This window comes from Prevotella sp. P4-98 (assembly GCF_002251405.1).
In the GTDB taxonomy this organism is placed as follows: domain Bacteria; phylum Bacteroidota; class Bacteroidia; order Bacteroidales; family Bacteroidaceae; genus Prevotella.
The window spans coordinates 99,444-117,261 of sequence record NZ_NPJC01000006.1 but is presented as its reverse complement, the minus strand read 5'-3'; the positions used below and the strand labels follow the sequence as shown (position 1 = coordinate 117,261).

Here is a 17,818-nt window from a genome sequence, read left to right as displayed (position 1 = left end):
TATGTTCCGATTTCTTGTTTTTTCTTTGTAACTTTACACCGCATATTGGCTATTGTAAAGCCGATAGTATCTGAAATAAAGAAAAAATAAGAACAATATATAAATGCACTACCAATGGAATTACGAACCTCCTACACCAGAACGGCAACAAGCAATTAAAGAACTGGCCGAGAAAATCAACATGAGTCCCATTGTTGCAGATTTGCTTATCAGCAGAGGCATCAAAACTGAATCGGCAGCAAAACGTTTCTTCAGACCGATGATGAACGAACTCATCGATCCTTTTCTGATGAACGATATGGATGTGGCCGTAGATAGGCTCAACGATGCAATGGGACGCAAGGAACGCATCATGGTGTATGGTGACTATGACGTGGACGGATGCACAGCAGTGGCACTCGTCTATAAATTTCTTATGCAGTTTTATTCCAACATCGACTATTACATCCCTAACCGAGAAGAAGAAGGATACGGAGTAAGCTACAAAGGAATAGACTATGCCAAGGAAACAGGAGTTAAACTCATCATTGTACTTGACTGTGGCATCAAGGCCATTGAGGAGATTACCTATGCCAAACAACAAGGTATAGATTTCATCATCTGCGACCACCATGTGCCAGATGAGATTCTGCCTCCAGCTGTGGCTATACTCAACCCTAAACGCACCGACTCGTCCTATCCGTTCAAGCATCTTTGCGGATGCGGCGTAGGTTTCAAGCTGATGCAGGCATTCGCAAAAAATAACGGTATTCCATTCTCAAGACTGACTCCTCTACTCGATTTATGCGCAGTCAGCATTGCGGCAGACCTCGTGCCTGTAACCGGCGAGAATCGCATTCTGGCATTTCATGGACTGAAACAACTCAACATCAACCCATCTATTGGTCTCAAGGCCATTATCAATATTTGTGGATTGACCGGACGAGAGTTAACCATGAGCGACATTGTTTTCAAAATCGGTCCACGCATCAACGCAAGTGGAAGAATGCAAAACGGAAAGGAAGCTGTGGAACTGCTTGTAGAACGCGATCTCCAACGTGCACTGACAGAAGCTAATCGCATTAACGAATACAACGAGCAGCGAAAGGACATAGACAAGCAGATGACCATAGAGGCCAATGAAATCGTGGCTCGCTTGGAAAGTCAGCAACACATGTCGTCTATCGTGCTGTACGATGAAGGATGGAAAAAAGGAGTTGTAGGCATCGTTGCCTCACGCTTGACGGAAATATACTATCGGCCAACTGTCGTTCTCACCATTATAGATGGCATCGCGACAGGATCTGCACGTTCCGTAGCAGGATTCGACATCTATGATGCCATCAAAAACTGCAGAGATATCCTTGAGAACTTCGGTGGTCACACCTACGCAGTAGGACTCACCCTGAGACAGGAGAACATCCCTGAATTCCGTCGTCGTTTCCAGGAATACGTCAAACAACATATTCTACCAGAACAAACGTTGCCAACACTTGACATCGACGAAGAAATCGACTTTAAGGACATCACCAAACGCCTACACGGCGATTTGCGAAAACTTGCCCCTCACGGACCTGCCAACGAGAAGCCTCTCTTTCTTACACGCAACGTCTATGACTATGGAACATCGAAAGTTGTGGGCCGCCATCAAGAACACATCAAACTTGAACTGGTAGATTCGAAATCGGCAGTTGTCATGAATGGAATTGCCTTCGGACAAAGCGCAGATGCCAGATACATCAAGTCTAAGCGCTCGTTTGACATTGTTTATACCATCGAAGAAAATGCCTATAAACGCGGGGATATCCAATTGCAGATAACCGACATCCGTCCCAGCGAGACACCGGAATCTCCTAAATAAAGAAAGCGTACTGCCTATAAGTGATAAGAAAACTTGCAGACTGGCAAACAGAAAAGACCATAAGATGGACAAATACCAACAGATTCTCAAACGTTATTGGGGATATGATGATTTCCGCGGAATCCAACGAGACATCATTCAATCCATTGGAGAAGGTCATGACACGCTTGGCCTTATGCCTACGGGTGGAGGTAAGTCTATCACATTTCAGGTACCAGCACTCTGTCGTGAGGGAGTCTGTATAGTTATCACTCCACTCATCGCACTGATGAAAGACCAAGTCAATCATCTGAGACGACGTGGCATCTTGGCGGCTGCCGTCAATTCCAGCATGAGCCATGATGATGTGTTACGCATTCTCGACAATTGCATATTAGGAGGCACTCGGTTACTTTACATCTCACCAGAACGCCTGGCAAGCCAACTGTTTATCACAAAACTAAGACATATGCAAATTAGCTTCATCACTGTAGATGAAGCACATTGCATCAGCCAATGGGGATATGATTTTCGTCCAAGCTACCTCAACATTTCAAGCATTCGTGTTCTTTTACCTGATGTGCCTATTCTGGCTCTTACGGCAACAGCGACACCAGCTGTAGTTGAAGATATCAAAGACAAATTACAGCGACCTGACGACAAAGGTGGCACATTCAATGTGTTTCAAATGTCATTTGAACGTAAGAATCTCAGCTATATCGTCAGAGAAGCTATGGACAAGCGACATGAACTTATAGAAGCTCTACACACATCAACAGCCTCTTCCATCGTATATGTCCGGAGCCGGAAACATGCTCGAGAAATAGCAGAACTACTTACCCAAGAAGGATTCAGTGCGACATACTACCATGCTGGACTTGATACAGAGGAAAAAGACAAGCGACAAAACGACTGGCAGGCAGACCGCACCAGAATTATTGTTGCCACGAATGCTTTCGGCATGGGCATTGATAAAGCAGATGTCCGACTGGTGCTTCACTACGACTGCCCAGACTCTATTGAAGCTTACTTTCAAGAAGCTGGACGCGCAGGACGCGACGGGAAACCTGCCCAAGCTATTCTACTCTATGGGCAACAAGATATCGTCAAACTCCGCAAGCGTGTAGCTGACACATTCCCTGACAAGGATTATATCCGGAAAGTTTACGACCATATAGCATTCTATTTTCAAATAGCATTAGGAGACGGTAATGGTGTTTCCCATGAATTCAACCTACAAGATTTCTGCTATAAATTCAACCATTTTCCTGTTCAGGTACATTCTGCCCTACAAATTCTGCAAAGAGCCGGCTATTTAGAATTCACTGCAGAACGTGAGAATGCCTCTAGAGTGATGTTCGTCGTAGAAAGAGACGAACTATACCGGCTGACTGGCAATACGCCCAACGAGGATCGTCTGATTGTTGTCATGTTACGTAACTTTTCTGGGATGTTTTCTGAATATGCCTATATTAATGAAGCTCATCTGGCATCAATCAGCAATATTGACCGAACTGAAGTACACGACATTCTGTTGCAACTGTCGCGCAAGCACATCATACAATACATACCTCCTAGCCAGTTGCCTTTTCTCCGCTACCTGCAGAGACGAGAAGACAGCAAACATTTGTTGTTTCCTGCAGAAGTTTATGAAAACCGTCGCAAACAATTCAGCCAACGCATAGAAGCAATGATCCATTATCTACAGGATAACACTCATTGCCGTTCACAGCAGTTGCTTTCTTACTTTGGAGAAAAGCAAGAGAAAACATGTGGTCAATGTGATGTGTGTGTTACTATTAGCGATGATGATGTTCAAGCAGCGCAAAAGCAAATACTTCAATTTCTCTCCGATAAGAAGCCTCATCTGCTTGTAGAACTCCGAGCGCTACACATTCCTACCGAAATCTTTTCACGAGCTCTCCGTTATCTTGTTCTTGAAGAGCTCGTAAAAAGCGATTCGGTTCAAATAAGCCTTTAAGAGGCAATGTAGAATATCTACCAGTAAAGAAGTATCAATCGAGGCAACCTATAATTTCACGGACAGAATGACATCCATGATCATCAAGCCAACGATCAATGCCATCACGTACCTTTATGGTAACTGATGGATCTATAAAGTTTGCTGTTCCTATCTCAATAGCTGTGGCACCTGCCATAAGAAATTCAATAGCATCATGGGCATTCATTATACCACCAAGTCCAACAACAGGAATTTTAACCGCACGAGCAACTTGCCACACCATACGTAATGCAACAGGTTTAACCGCAGGACCGCTCAAGCCACCAGTACCGATACTGAGTACAGGACGACGTTTTTCTATATCAATGGCCATTCCCATCAATGTATTAATAAGCGAAACACTGTCTGCGCCCTGTGCTTCACAAGCACGAGCAATGTCGGCTATATTTGTAACATTAGGCGAAAGTTTCACTATTAACGTTTTATGATAACGTTCACGTACAGCTTTTACCACACTCTCTGCCCCAGCGCAAGTTACGCCAAAAGCCATTCCTCCATCCTTGACATTGGGACAAGAAATATTGAGTTCTATTGCTGGAATATTGTCAAGAGCGTCAATGCGCGAAGCACATTCTGCATAATCGTCTGGTGACGAACCGCTAACATTTACAATGACGTTAGTATTTATATCCTTAAGTTGGGGATAGATGTGCTGGCAGAAATAATCCACACCCTTATTTTGCAATCCTACACAATTGAGCATACCACTGGGAGTTTCTGCCATACGCGGATAATCATTACCTTCACGTGCTTTCAACGTGGTACCTTTAACGATGAATCCTCCTAAACCGTCAAGGGGAATAAAGTCTGCAAACTCTAATCCATAGCCAAATGTTCCCGAGGCCGTCATTACTGGATTTTTAAGTGCCAGATGGCCTATATTCACTTTCAGATCTGCCATAACAATTGTTTTACATTAAATACAGGACCATCTTTGCAGACACAAAGATTACCCTTTACTGTTTTCTCTACACAACAGAGACAAGCTCCAAGACCGCACGCCATCATATTCTCCAATGACGCTTCACACTCAACATTTGCTTGAGAAGCATATCGTGCCACAGCCATCATCATGGGTTTAGGACCACAGGTAACTATTCTATCAAATGTTTCTTTCTTTAAAATCGAGTGATTGGTTACAAACCCTTTTTCTCCTTCAGTTCCATCTTCCGTTGTAATACAAACACGGCCATAATGACTGAAAAGATCTAATTCTAACAAGTCTCCCTTGGAACGTGCACCAAGCAGAAATGTCGGTTCTACTCCCAAGCGTTTCATTTCTGCACCCATATATAACAATGGAGCCACTCCCACTCCTCCACCTACAAGAAGCAGGCGTTCTGAGGACTTATTGGGCATAGTAAAACTATTACCCAGAGGCAATACGCAATTGACAACATCCCCCACTTGTACCTGTCCTAAGTAGCGTGTGCCCTTGCCGACCATTGCCACCATAAGCCAGAGTTCATTATTCGTTCTATCTACAAAATTAATTGAGATTGGACGGCGAAGCAAAACGCCATCAACACCTTCCATACTTACTTCGACAAATTGTCCGGGAAACATTTCAGGTAAAGGTTCTTCGTGTGTCAATTTAATCAGCACATGTTTCGAACTGATGTGATCAACACTCTTCACCACAAGATCACATATAATTTTTTTCATATTCATCATTATTTTATAGTTTTCGTCATGTTCTACTAACATTTCCTGAACTAAATCGCTTATAAGAACATATACTTCATTATAAACAGAAGGGCAAGGATAACAGAACCTATTGACAAATCACGGTATTTACCACTAAATGCATGTACCATAACCCAAGTGATGAGTCCAAGAAGAATACCATCGGAAATACTGTAACATAGAGACATCATAATAATGCAGATAAAACAAGGAATTGCTTTCGCATAATCATGAAAATCAATATCACGGACGCCAACCATCATAAAGACTCCAACCATAATCATTGCCGGTGCTGTTGCCTGAGAGGGAATCAAGAGGAACAAAGGGGCAAAGAAAAGCGCAAGCATAAAACAAACGGCAGTTGTCATAGCAGTAAGTCCGCTACGACCACCAACGTTCACACCTGCAGCACTCTCTACATAGGTCGAGACTGTAGATGTTCCAACGATTGCACCAAACGTTGTTCCAACAGCATCAGCAAAAAAAGCTCTGTTCATGCCGTGCATCGTTCCGTCTTTTTCTACAAATCCTGTTCTATTACCTACACCGATAAGTGTACCTAATGTGTCGAACATATCCATAAACAGGAGAGTAAACACACAAATCGCCATATCAGGTGTGAAGATATTCTGCCAATCCATTTTACAGAATACAGGGGCAAGACTCGGTGGAGTATCTACAATTGTTTTAACATGTTGCACATCTGTTACTCCCAAAGGAATTCCGATGGCTGTTGTTGCAAGAATGCCTATCAACAATCCTCCAGTAACATTTCTCACCATAAGAACTGCACTAATAACAATACCGAAAAGAGCGACTAAAACTGGCGTTGTATGAAGATCGCCAAGTGTAACAAGTGTTGCGTCACTATGAACAATAATGCCAGCCTGTTGAAGACCTATAAAAGCAATAAACAACCCGATACCTGGTGATATTGCCTTTCTAAGTTGTATTGGCATGGCATAAACAATCTTGTTACGTAGGCCTGCAATGGTCAAAAGAATAAAAATTACGCCTTCAATAAAAACGGCCGTAAGTCCGAATTGCCAAGAATATCCCATCTTCAAGACAATGGTATAGACAAAAAATGCATTCAGTCCCATTGCAGGGGCCAGTGCAAAAGGCAATTTAGCATAAAGAGCCATAACGATGGTAGCTACCAAAGAGGAGAGCACCGTTGCTGTGAAAACAGCTCCTGCATCCATTCCTGCATTGCTGAGTATAGACGGTTGTACGGCAAGAATATAAGCCATTGTAAGGAAGGTAGTAATGCCACCGAGCAGTTCTTTTTTCAGCGACATTGTTGCAGGATTAAATCCAAAGAGACGATTGAGCGTATTCATTATCTTAAAAATTGTTTTTGTTAGAGTATCATTTAAAAACTGCATGCAAAGTTAATGAATTATTTTGAGATATAATGCTATAGATGAGCTTTTCTTAACTAAGATACCAATAAAAGACATTTATCTTATGCGCTCATCTTCAGATGGAAAAAAACCGTTACCCTTGGTCGAGGGTAACGGTCCAATATCAAATAAATTCTTTCTATTCTAAAAGAATGACCTCTTAGTCTTCCTGGTTTTCAGGACGGAGTTTGCGAACAGTCACACCTGCACGCCACATTTCCTGATTGCGCATAGCTTCAAGCTCTTTCTCCAAGCCGGCACGATAATCAGGCTTTGAGTTAGCATCAATTGAAATCTGTGCTTCATTACCAGTCTTAACAGAATAGTAGAGCCACTCCATAACAGGTTTTATTGCATCATGGAAACGAGGAGCCCAATCGAGAGCACCACGCTGTGCGGTTGTAGAGCAGTTAGCATACATCCAATCCATACCCTTTTCACCGAACAACGGGCCAAGGCTTTGGGTAAGTTCTTCAACTGTCTCATTGAATGCTTCTGAAGGAGTATGTCCGTTCTCGCGCAATACTTCATACTGAGCAAGAAGAAGTCCCTGTATAGCACCCATCAGTGAACCGCGCTCACCAGTCAAGTCACTAGTAGCTTCACGTTGGAATGTTGTCTCAAAGAGATAACCAGCTCCAATACCAATACCGAATGCGATGGTCTTCTCTTTTGCCTTACCACTTGCATCCTGATATACTGCATATGAACAGTTCAGACCGCGACCTTCACAGAACATGGTACGAAGAGAAGTACCAGATCCCTTAGGTGCAACCATGATTACATCAACATCTTTTGGTGGAACCACACCAGTGCGGTCGCTCCAGTTGATTGCAAAACCATGACTATAATATAATGTCTTACCGGGTTTCAGATATTTCTTAATATTAGGCCATACCTGAATCTGACCTGCATCTGAAAGCAACATGCAAAGGATAGTACCCTTTTCAGCAGCCTCTTCAATAGAGAAAAGGGTCTGGCCTGGTACCCAACCATCAGCAACGGCCTTGTCATAAGTTTTACCCTGACGCTGTCCAACAATGACATTGAAACCATTGTCGCGCAGGTTACAAGCCTGTCCAGGTCCCTGAATACCGTAGCCAATAACTGCGATTACTTCATCTTTCAAAACTTCACGTGCTTTCTCGAGTGAGAATTCTTTGCTGGTGACAACTGTTTCTACTACGCCACCAAAATTCATTTCTGCCATATATGCAAATTGTTTAATGTGTTGTACATGTCCACTTGAACCATGCCCGCCCTCACGAGAGCAGTCGTCTTGTTGGTCCAACACCTCGCTTACTCGAAGCGACGCCAATGGATTAACTATTTCTTTTCTGGCTGCAAAGATAACAAATTATCACCAAACAACCAAATTTTCTTTCAATCTTTTACAAATTTAACTTTACTTCTACATACTTCTATGCCATCGTCTTTGCAAATTCGTATGCAGAATTCGTTTTCATCCGCACCATTCTCTCGATAGAACGAAAGTTTGTCACCTGCATGTGCCTCAGCCACATATGCTATTTCAAAGCGTTTGATTCGGTGTGTCCGATACCAGTCAATAGGCCATAAATCAAGAACATGTTCTATATATTTCACAGAGTTGACGTGTCCGTTGATATCTACATCATTATAATAGGTGTCTATGGTACGCACATATTGTGCTTGATTGGTCATTTTCACCCTTCCTCCTTTATCTATCGGACATTCCTTTTCTGTTTCTATCCATTGTTGGATAGCTCCGTCGTTGACAGCAAGTATATCAGTAGGTTGGCGGTTATCAACATCAATCATTGCCCATATAGAGCGTCCATAGCCATATATTTTTTGATTTCCCTGTTCATCTTTACCGCTAACGGCAAAGTTTCGCTGTGTGAAATAGCGCATTGCACCCTCCACCCATGTCTCAACTGTGAATGGTGTGTATTGAAATGGCATTTCTTCCATTTCTATTGCTAATCGGGACAATACCCATGCTCGCTTTGCTTTCATCAGATAGCGCATACCGAACCCTCGGTCGGTAGAATGAAAGTCTGCTGCATTAAGTAAATGATTTCCAAGATGTCCCATAAACAAACGGCCACTATAATCACAATGGAAAGGTTCTGCAAGGAACTGATATCTTCCAATCTTTCCTATAGTCTTATTATCTTGACTGTCCATCAATATATCTCTTTTAATGATCTACCAATAATTATGTATTTTGCCTCTCGTTATTTGCATTATTATCTGCAAATGCGGTTTCTAAACATGATTATTTTCTCTTTCATCAAGGAATTCACTAACCTGTTCTTGTGTTGATCGGGTCACCGCAATACGTCCACTTCTCGTATATTGCAATACACATCCATAGTCGTTGAGTGTATGATACAATTTAAGGATATCTTCAGTAATACCGAATTTCATCACGATAACATAGGTAGGATTAACCTCAGTAATACTAGCATCTGAGCGTCGAATAACCTGGCAGATTTCTGGATTTCCGAATACCATTTCCGTTGAAAGTTTATAGAATGCGGTTTCTCGTATAAACAGCTGATCGTCTGTAAAATAGTTAGCCTTCACCACATCTATTTTCTTTTCAATTTGCTTAGTAATCTTAGTAATTTGGTCTTCATCACTCCAGGCTGTAATAGTATATTTGTGAACGCCTTCAATACTTGAGGGCGATACATTCAAACTTTCGATATTAACTTGTCTTCGAGTAAACACAGCAGTTATCTGGTTGAGAATACCAGCAATATTCTCTGAATAGACCAACAATGTATATAATGTTTTATCGTTCATCTTATTTCCTTTTATTCTGTTTACATTTGGAGAACGTTCGCTTACTTGTTTTTATTAAACCTGAACGTCGAGCATCATATCATCGACACTAAGTCCCGGAGGTGTCATCGGTAACACATTATCATCTTCCAGAATAGCACATTCCAGAATATAAGGTCCGTCAGTTTCTGCCATTTTCTTTATAGCTTGTGCCAAACGTGCACGGTCTGTAACTGCCTCATAAGGGATGCCGTATCCTTGCGCGATGAGTTCGTAGCACGGATTCATCATTTTGGTAAACGATTGTCTTCTGTGCCAGAACATATCCTGCCACTGGCGTACATTTCCAAGATAATGATTATTCATGAGAATCATCTTTACTGGGGCTTGCTGTTCCATAATCGTACCCAATTCTTCTATGCACATTTGGAATCCTCCGTCACCCATAAAACAACAAACCATACGGCCAAGAGCTCCAAAAGTTGCTCCTATAGCGGCAGGCATTCCATACCCCATAGTTCCAAGTCCACCACTTGTACAGATACTTCTTTTGTGATGATATTTAAAATAGCGGGTTGCAAAGAGCTGGTTTTGACCCACATCGGTTACAAGGACAGCATCATCTGGAGTATTTTCTGCCACAGCATTCACGACTTCACCCATCAGAAGAGGGCCTTCTGTAGGATGTATGGCGGGTTCTATCACTCGCTTGCGTTCCTGCTCATGAAGTGGCAGGAAAGAATCGCGCCATTCTTTATGATTGGCTTTATTAACAAGAGCCGTCAATGCCGGAAGAGATTCTTTGCAGTCGGCAATGATAGCCACATCAGCTTTCACATTCTTGTCAATTTCACTTTTGTCAATATCGAGGTGAATGATTTTTGCCTGTTTGGCATATGTTTTTAGATTACCCGTTACACGGTCGCTGAATCGCATTCCGATGGCAATAAGAACATCACATTCCTGTTCTTTCAGATTGACAGCATAGTTTCCATGCATTCCCAACATACCAACATTAAGCGGATGATTGGAAGGCAAAGCACTAAGTCCAAGCATGGTACGTCCTGCAGGAATATCGGTTTTTTCCAAGAAATTCAGCAGTTCTTGCTGAGCATGTCCGAGTTCTACGCCTTGTCCAACCAAGGCAAGGGGACGTTTTGCTTCGTTAATCATACGAGCGGCTTCTGCCACCGCCTCTTTGTTGAGTTTAGGATAAGCCACATACGAGCGAACATAGTCAACTTTTTGAGGTACAAACTCGACGTCTTCCGTTTGTGCGTTTTTAGGAAAGTCGAGTACGACAGGTCCAGGTCTTCCGCTTCTTGCAATATAGAATGCGCGACTTACCGCCCATGCAATATCCTCCGCATGTCTGATTTGATAGCTCCATTTCGAGATGGGCTGAGCCAATCCCACAAGATCCACCTCTTGGAAGGCATCGGTTCCCAACGCTCCGATAGGAACCTGTCCGGCAATAACCACAATAGGAGTTGAGTCGAGCATAGCATCAGCCACACCAGTCAGCGTGTTTGTTGCACCTGGTCCACTTGTGACCAAGCATACTCCAACCTCTCCGCTAACCCTTGCATAGCCTTCTGCAGCATGCGCAGCTCCTTGTTCGTGTCTGACAAGAATATGATCAAAGGCTTTTTTTTCACCTCTTGTATAGTCGTAGAGTGCATCATAGACAGGCATGATAGAACCTCCAGGGTAACCAAAGATTGTTGTTACCCCTTCATTCTTTAATGCAAGCATCAACGCTTCACTTCCTTTTATTTTTTCCATACTATTCTCTATTTCTTTCATTTAATCATCGTCGCGGCTTCCTTTGCCGTTATTTTCAGTCGATTATTCTCACTCCACCTTTATCTGCCGATGAAACGCTCTGCGCATAGGCGCGAAGGGCTTTCGACACTTGTCTGTTTCTCTTCAACGGCTGTTGTGGTCTTGCAGCAAGCTCCTTTTCTGAAAGTTTCACGTTGATTCTGCGGTTTGGAATATCTATTTCTATGATGTCTCCATCCTTTATCTTTCCAATATTTCCACCTGCAGCGGCCTCAGGAGAAATGTGTCCGATGCTTAATCCTGACGTGCCTCCGCTGAATCGTCCGTCGGTAATAAGTGCACACTCTTTACCCATGTGCATGCTCTTAATGTATGATGTAGGATAGAGCATTTCCTGCATTCCAGGACCACCCTTCGGACCCTCGTGTGTGATGACTACACAATCACCTTTTTTGACTTTTCCTCCGAGAATTCCCTCGCAGGCATCATCCTGTGAGTCGAAGACCACAGCGGGACCTTCAAAATGCCAAAGAGCCTCATCGACACCTGCTGTTTTCACAACGCATCCATCCTGAGCTATATTTCCGAAGAGTACAGCCAATCCTCCATCTTTGGTATAGGCATGTTCAATATCACGTATGCATCCATTCTCACGATCAACATCGAGAGTCGGATATTGCTCGTTTTGAGAACCCATCTTTGTACTGAAACGTTGTCCCGGTGCTGAGAAATAGATTTCAGGTTGATTGGCAACATCATATTTCTTCATTGCTTCATCGAGTGTCATTCCATCCACACGCGCCGCTGTTCCGTCAATGAGTCCACCTTTATTGAGTTCGTTGAGTATTCCGAGGATTCCTCCTGCTCTATTACATTCCTGAACGCTATACTTTTGCGTATTTGGAGCAAGTTTACACAAGCAAGGAGTTTTGCGACTCAATGCATCAATATCCTTGATTGTAAAATCTGCGCCAGCCTCTTGTGCCACAGCCAACAGATGAAGTACTGTATTGGTAGATCCTCCCATAGCAATATCGAGTGTCATGGCATTGAGGAACGCTTTTCTGGTTGCGATATTTCTAGGCAGAACGCTCTCGTCTCCATCTTCGTAATAGGCCAAAGCATTCTTTACAATCTGTCTTGCTGCCTTTCTGAAGAGTTCTATGCGTCGTTCATGTGTAGCGAGGATTGTTCCATTTCCTGGCAATGAGAGTCCTATGGCTTCTGTCAGCGAGTTCATGGAATTTGCAGTAAACATTCCAGAGCAGCTACCGCATCCTGGACATGCACATTGTTCTATTTGCTGCAGTTCTTCATCGCTTATAGAATTATCAGCTCCTTTGATCATGGCAGTAATAAGGTCTGCATTTTCACCTCTCCATTTTCCAGCTTCCATAGGTCCACCGGAACAGAATACTGTAGGGATATTGAGTCGCATGGAAGCCATGAGCATTCCAGGAGTCACTTTATCACAATTTGAGATGCAGATCATTGCATCTGCTTTATGTGCATTGACCATATACTCTACCGAGTCGGCAATAATATCTCTTGAGGGCAAAGAATAGAGCATACCGTCATGTCCCATTGCAATTCCGTCATCAATAGCAATTGTATTGAATTCGGCAGCATAGCATCCCATTTTCTCTATTTCTTCCCTTACGATTTGTCCTATTTCGTGCAGATGCGTATGTCCGGGTACAAACTGGGTGAACGAATTGACAACGGCAATGATCGGTTTTCCAAATTGCTCATGTTTCATTCCTGTAGCCACCCAAAGAGCTCTGGCTCCAGCCATTCTTCTTCCTTCTGTGCATACTGCACTGCGTAATTGGTGTTTCATATCTATTTAGTTTGTTTGTTTATTCCTTTTTATGTGGATTTTCTCCACCATCTCACCATATTGAGTTGCAAAGTTACACTTTTTTCGCCTAATCACCAACGAAACATTAGAGGTTTTTCGGTTTTTGCTTATAAATTGAAAGTTTCATAGTGAATTACAGAAAAAAGCGAGCCGTAGTTTCCATCGGCTCGCTTTCGTTTCCTTAACAATCTCTTTACCTTTGATTCGTACCTATGTATGTTTTCTGAGTGCAAAGATACATTTAATCTCTGTATGATTTATGCACTTTTTTGACATAATTTCATAGAGCCGCTTTATTTTTGACTTGCATCAATTTTGCATGTACTTTCATTCATGAAGAGGTACGACGGTTTGTATCCTCCTGCGTCAACGACGATTTTTTCGAAGACGATGGCAGGATCGTTAGGTTTGATTGTCAGGGTATGGAATTCGCCTTCTACTACTGGGAGTGTAACAATACTTTCCACTACTCTTCTTGCCACGGTTGGGTAATAGATGGAATAGATATTTTCCTTTTTCTCATTGAGATTGTGGTTGAAGTTGACTGTTTGAACCTCTCCTTGATCGAGTTGCACACTATAAGTAAGTCCGCCTTTGTTAAGATAGTCGAGGGTGGATTTCACTACGATGTGTATTTTGAGTGGACTCTTCACTCCGTTTGGCATACGGAATCGATAGGTCAGGCTTGCCCCTTCCACACCTTTGGTATAAGGCATTAGGGTAACTCCGCTTCTTGTGCGTCCCATGTCTGGTATGATAGTCCATTTTGCTTCTGATGCATCAGATGCGGCATAGTAGTGTTCTGCTTCCATGACTACCACTCCATTTGCTTCTGTAAACACATATCCTCCGTTTGTCGGATTTTCAATGCGTTTCACTTCTGGCATCCTGTCTGCCGGGAAGTCATCGTTCCATGAAGTGTAACCGATATGTTTCTGAATCATCATTCCATTCCATTTTCCACCTGCCATTTTGAGGTTATAATCAGCACAAAGTGTAGAATCGCGCTTAAACGCCTGTTCTACGCGATCTGCCCAAAGATTACAATCAGGATTTCCCTCTTTGAAGAGTTTACGGTTCATGGCTTGCGCATAATACATTTGATGGATATTACCCATGGCTTGTATCGGGAAGAGTATGATTTGCTGATAAGCATCGCGCTGGTTCTCGTCGAGTGTGAGATACTGTCTGAGTGCATCGCGCTCAAGAGTTGCGTATTCATCGACCACTTGTTTCCATTCACCTGTATTTATATTATAGGTATTCGCATCCATCATTTCTGCCGTGCATCGTCCGTTGAGTTTGCAGACGATATTGAGCAGACGGGCTGCTTCGTCTGCCTGTTTTGCTCCAAACTGTTGAAGACAGAACTGGCGGGCATGCTCTGTGATATTGTTGACATCGTATTTTCTTGGATTCCAAGCCATATCCATAAACATAGAGATGGGAAATTCCATTGGCTTAAGGTCGCCAACATTGAGAATCCACATCGCCTGTATTCCGTTTTCGTAGGCTAAAGTGAGTTGCTCCCACATATTCTGCATAGGAGTGACGTTGAGCCATTTAGAATTTCTCGGTGCTCCCACATAATCCACGTGGTAATAGAGTCCCCATCCTCCTTTATGCTTGCGTTCTTGTGCATTCGGTACTCTACGCACATTTCCCCAGTTATCGTCACAAAGGAGAAGAATAACGTCTTCAGGAACTTTCATTCCTTTGTCATAATAGTCAAGCACCTCTTTATAGAGCGCCCAGACTTGGGGCGTTTCACTTGCTTTCTTTCCTGTTACGTCTGCAATAATCTTTCGCTGGTCTGCAATAATCTGCTGCATGAGTCGCGTATCGGCTTCGTCGCTCATGGCTTCGTCGCCATCGCCTCTCATTCCTATGGTTACGAGCTGCTCGGTTCCTTTCATGCGCTCGATGCCTTCACGGAAGAACTGCTGCAACTTTGTTTTATTGGTATTATAGTTCCATGGTCCCCACTCTGCTCTTTTACGTGCATATTCCTGATGGTTTCTTGCCATTGGTTCATGATGTGAGGTACTCATGACAATACCCATATCGTTGGCCGTTTTCTCGTTGGCAGGATCGTCTGCATAGAACGACCACATCCACATGGCAGGCCACATCATGTTTCCTTTCAGTCGGAGCACAAGTTCAAAGACGCGCTCATAGAAATGGTGGTCTGCATAATTAGTACCAAATGTATTTTTAATCCATGTAGAAAGACACGGTGCTTCATCGTTGAGGAAGATTCCTCGGTAAGCAACAGCCGGTTCTCCGTCAGTATATATTCCTCGGTTGACATAGATCTCGTCATGTCTTTCAGTAGGCACGTCAGCCCAATAGTACCAAGGCGACACACCCATCTGTGCAGAAAGTTCATAGATTCCATAGACAGTACCTCTTCTGTCGCTTCCTGCAATAATGAGTTGTTTTCCTACGGTTGTGATGATAAACTTCTCGCGTTTTCCTTTAAGTTGTGTTGCATCGATAAGTTTTTTCTTTGCGAGTTGGTCAATAAATTTAGAGTGCCCTATAGTTCCCACTATAATCTTTGCATCTGCCTGATGTTGAAGCACGGCATCTTGTCCTGTTACTCGCCCGAAGTCTGCTGCCAAAGCATGTACGGCAATATCAACGGCTTTAAAATCTACTTCATCCGTTGTGATGGTTACTTGCTTTTGTGGGTTAAGGAGCAGGTCTCCTTGATTGAAATTCACAAATCGCTCTGCAGCCTTTATGGTTTGCATTCCAAAGAGGGCAACAAAAGCCAATAATGTTGTTTTGATGATTTGAATAGTTGTCATAAGTGTATATTGTTTTTAAGTTCGGATGCAAAGTTACACATTATTTCTCAAAAATGATAACGTTGTCCGTCATTTTAAACAAACAAAGTTTTGCATGCGAGATTTCAGTCGTTTTTTAATGAGGCCTTCACTATATTTTCATTCGGGATGCATTCGGGATGCATTCGGGATGCATTCGGGATGCATTCGGGATTGACCCATTCATAGAAAGGCATAATATTCCTAAAAACCGAGTCATAAGTAAGTCCTAAGTAAATCCCAAGTAAGTCCCATCAGATTTGGGACAATAATAGGAGATAGTTGGGAAGAAGAAAGGACGTTCTAGGGTAATACTTTAGGCATTTCACTATTCAGAAAGCGACAGAAGTACAGATGTCTCAAAGTTATAATCAAAGAAATCCGTCTTGCAGAAAATACTCCACAAGACGGACTGTTTATTTGTCGCTAAATGCTGAGTTCTTATTACTTAGTAGTATCGAAGAACATAGCTACGCGGTTGAAGTCAATCTCCTCTGAGAGTTTGTCGGTTGCACCGAGACCCTCAGTAGTGATGCGGCTGGCCGCAATCTTGTAACGCTTAACAAGAGCGTTCTTCACAGCGTTAGCACGTGCGATAGAAATCTTCTCGTTGATTTCTGCACTTCCTTCTGGTGAAGCGTAGCCACGAACGATAATCTTAGAATTCTTGTGATTACGCATGTACTTAGCAACCATTTCGATGCTTGCATACTGAGCTGCGTCGATGGTGCTCTTGCCCTGACCGAAGATGACGATTGGCTGGAGCTGAGTATTGTTTTCCTTAACGACTTTCACCTCAGGCTGCTTGCTCTTTTCAGCAGCGAGCTGAGCCTGAAGGTCAGCGATGGTACGGCCATCAGCAGCAATCTTGTTGTCCTTGTTAGCATTTTCAGCACGGAGCTCGTTAATCTTGGCATTCAGACCATCGATTTCGGCCTGGTCACGGAGCTGTGCGATTTTGAAATTGTGAGTACCATTGGTGTTACCGAACTTATAGTTCAAACCAACGTTAACTCCGAAGGCTGCGGCACCGAAGTTGTACTTGATGTCCTGACCATCTGCATTGAGACCATACACGAGGTTTGGTTCAATATAGAGCTGCCAAGCCTTGTTTGCGCCAAGGTTGAAAGCGAAATCAAGACCAATCTTAGATGTCAGTACATCGTTGTCCTGACCTTCACGCTCGTTAGAGGTACCGAAAGCGTGACCCCAACCGAGTCCATAAACACCGATTACCTCAAAGTTGCGAGGCTCGCCTTTGTATCCGCCAAACCAATTGCTGAAGTTTGTAGTACCGAGTACTGAAGTGTTGAGCGCACGAACCAATGTACTGTAGCTACCGAATCCACGTGTACGGGCATAAGCGTCGCTTTCAACGGCGAGACCGAATACTGGAGTAAACCAGCGGCCTACACGAATTCCGGCAGAAGGGTTAATGTTGTTGAATACTGAAACACCTGTGGCCTTTGCACTCGCACCAGCCTTGATACCTACATACCAGTTGTCCTGATTCTCACTTTCCTCTACAGTCTGAGCAGAGATTGCCTGTGCAGAAAAAGCTGCTACGGCAAGCATTAAAAATACTTTTTTCATCGTTTTTAATGATTATATAATATGTTGTAACGTTTAATTACT

The 17,818-nt window shown here is 43.1% G+C and carries 12 protein-coding genes; 2 read left to right on the top strand and 10 right to left on the bottom strand.

Translation table 11 applies throughout. The features are described 5' to 3' along the window. Positions 1-103: 103 nt before the first annotated feature. Positions 104-1,840 carry a single-stranded-DNA-specific exonuclease RecJ gene (gene recJ / locus CIK96_RS01370; protein WP_094389399.1) on the top strand — a complete coding sequence of 579 codons (1,737 nt, stop codon included), beginning with the start codon at positions 104-106 and terminating at the stop codon, positions 1,838-1,840. Positions 1,841-1,904: 64 nt separating this feature from the next. Further along, positions 1,905-3,800: an ATP-dependent DNA helicase RecQ gene (locus CIK96_RS01365; protein WP_094439201.1), complete on the top strand. Its 1,896-nt coding sequence runs from the start codon at positions 1,905-1,907 to the stop codon at positions 3,798-3,800. 34 nt (positions 3,801-3,834) lie between these two features. Here CIK96_RS01365 and CIK96_RS01360 read toward each other — a convergent pair whose 3' ends face one another. The 10 genes from CIK96_RS01360 to CIK96_RS01315 all read right to left on the bottom strand — a co-directional run bounded on the left by CIK96_RS01360 (position 3,835) and on the right by CIK96_RS01315 (position 17,776). After that, positions 3,835-4,743, bottom strand: a complete 909-nt coding sequence (locus CIK96_RS01360) for a dihydroorotate dehydrogenase (protein WP_094389401.1) — start codon at positions 4,741-4,743, stop codon at positions 3,835-3,837. Then, the gene (locus CIK96_RS01355; RefSeq protein ID WP_094439253.1) at positions 4,731-5,507 is read right to left on the bottom strand and encodes a dihydroorotate dehydrogenase electron transfer subunit; all 777 of its coding nucleotides are present in this window, start codon (positions 5,505-5,507) and stop codon (positions 4,731-4,733) included. The genes CIK96_RS01360 and CIK96_RS01355 overlap by 13 nt, the downstream gene beginning before the upstream one ends. 59 nt (positions 5,508-5,566) lie before the next feature. Beyond that, positions 5,567-6,871, bottom strand: coding sequence for an NCS2 family permease (locus CIK96_RS01350; protein WP_094439251.1), 1,305 nt, complete (start codon positions 6,869-6,871; stop codon positions 5,567-5,569). 223 nt (positions 6,872-7,094) lie between these two features. Further along, positions 7,095-8,144, bottom strand: a complete 1,050-nt coding sequence (gene ilvC / locus CIK96_RS01345) for a ketol-acid reductoisomerase (RefSeq protein WP_094439199.1) — start codon at positions 8,142-8,144, stop codon at positions 7,095-7,097. A gap of 173 nt (positions 8,145-8,317) precedes the next feature. After that, on the bottom strand, positions 8,318-9,103 hold the full coding sequence (locus CIK96_RS01340) for an acyl-[acyl-carrier-protein] thioesterase (RefSeq protein WP_094389403.1): 786 nt from the start codon (positions 9,101-9,103) through the stop codon (positions 8,318-8,320). An 81-nt stretch (positions 9,104-9,184) separates the two neighbouring features. Then, positions 9,185-9,727 carry an acetolactate synthase small subunit gene (gene ilvN, locus CIK96_RS01335; RefSeq protein WP_094435986.1) on the bottom strand — a complete coding sequence of 181 codons (543 nt, stop codon included), beginning with the start codon at positions 9,725-9,727 and terminating at the stop codon, positions 9,185-9,187. 54 nt (positions 9,728-9,781) lie between these two features. Next, complete coding sequence (ilvB, locus tag CIK96_RS01330) at positions 9,782-11,491, bottom strand: biosynthetic-type acetolactate synthase large subunit (RefSeq protein WP_173839787.1); 1,710 nt, start codon at positions 11,489-11,491, stop codon at positions 9,782-9,784. Positions 11,492-11,546: 55 nt separating this feature from the next. Beyond that, complete coding sequence (gene ilvD / locus CIK96_RS01325; RefSeq protein ID WP_094389406.1) at positions 11,547-13,331, bottom strand: dihydroxy-acid dehydratase; 1,785 nt, start codon at positions 13,329-13,331, stop codon at positions 11,547-11,549. Positions 13,332-13,645: 314 nt separating this feature from the next. After that, the gene (locus CIK96_RS01320) at positions 13,646-16,165 is read right to left on the bottom strand and encodes a glycosyl hydrolase 115 family protein (protein ID WP_094439194.1); all 2,520 of its coding nucleotides are present in this window, start codon (positions 16,163-16,165) and stop codon (positions 13,646-13,648) included. Between the two features lie 462 nt (positions 16,166-16,627). After that, positions 16,628-17,776 carry an OmpA family protein gene (locus CIK96_RS01315; protein ID WP_094439191.1) on the bottom strand — a complete coding sequence of 383 codons (1,149 nt, stop codon included), beginning with the start codon at positions 17,774-17,776 and terminating at the stop codon, positions 16,628-16,630. Positions 17,777-17,818 lie beyond the last annotated feature (42 nt).

Bases quoted from the DNA above. Each gene is read 5' to 3' on its own strand.
- CIK96_RS01315 (WP_094439191.1), bottom strand. From the start codon at position 17,776: ATGAAAAAAGTATTTTTAATGCTTGCCGTAGCAGCTTTTTCTGCACAG.
- CIK96_RS01365 (WP_094439201.1), top strand. From the start codon at position 1,905: ATGGACAAATACCAACAGATTCTCAAACGTTATTGGGGATATGATGAT.
- CIK96_RS01340 (WP_094389403.1), bottom strand. From the start codon at position 9,103: ATGGACAGTCAAGATAATAAGACTATAGGAAAGATTGGAAGATATCAG.
- ilvD (WP_094389406.1), bottom strand. From the start codon at position 13,331: ATGAAACACCAATTACGCAGTGCAGTATGCACAGAAGGAAGAAGAATG.
- CIK96_RS01320 (WP_094439194.1), bottom strand. From the start codon at position 16,165: ATGACAACTATTCAAATCATCAAAACAACATTATTGGCTTTTGTTGCC.
- ilvN (WP_094435986.1), bottom strand. From the start codon at position 9,727: ATGAACGATAAAACATTATATACATTGTTGGTCTATTCAGAGAATATT.
- CIK96_RS01360 (WP_094389401.1), bottom strand. From the start codon at position 4,743: ATGGCAGATCTGAAAGTGAATATAGGCCATCTGGCACTTAAAAATCCA.
- ilvB (WP_173839787.1), bottom strand. From the start codon at position 11,491: ATGGAAAAAATAAAAGGAAGTGAAGCGTTGATGCTTGCATTAAAGAAT.
- CIK96_RS01350 (WP_094439251.1), bottom strand. From the start codon at position 6,871: ATGAATACGCTCAATCGTCTCTTTGGATTTAATCCTGCAACAATGTCG.
- CIK96_RS01355 (WP_094439253.1), bottom strand. From the start codon at position 5,507: ATGAAAAAAATTATATGTGATCTTGTGGTGAAGAGTGTTGATCACATC.
- ilvC (WP_094439199.1), bottom strand. From the start codon at position 8,144: ATGGCAGAAATGAATTTTGGTGGCGTAGTAGAAACAGTTGTCACCAGC.
- recJ (WP_094389399.1), top strand. From the start codon at position 104: ATGCACTACCAATGGAATTACGAACCTCCTACACCAGAACGGCAACAA.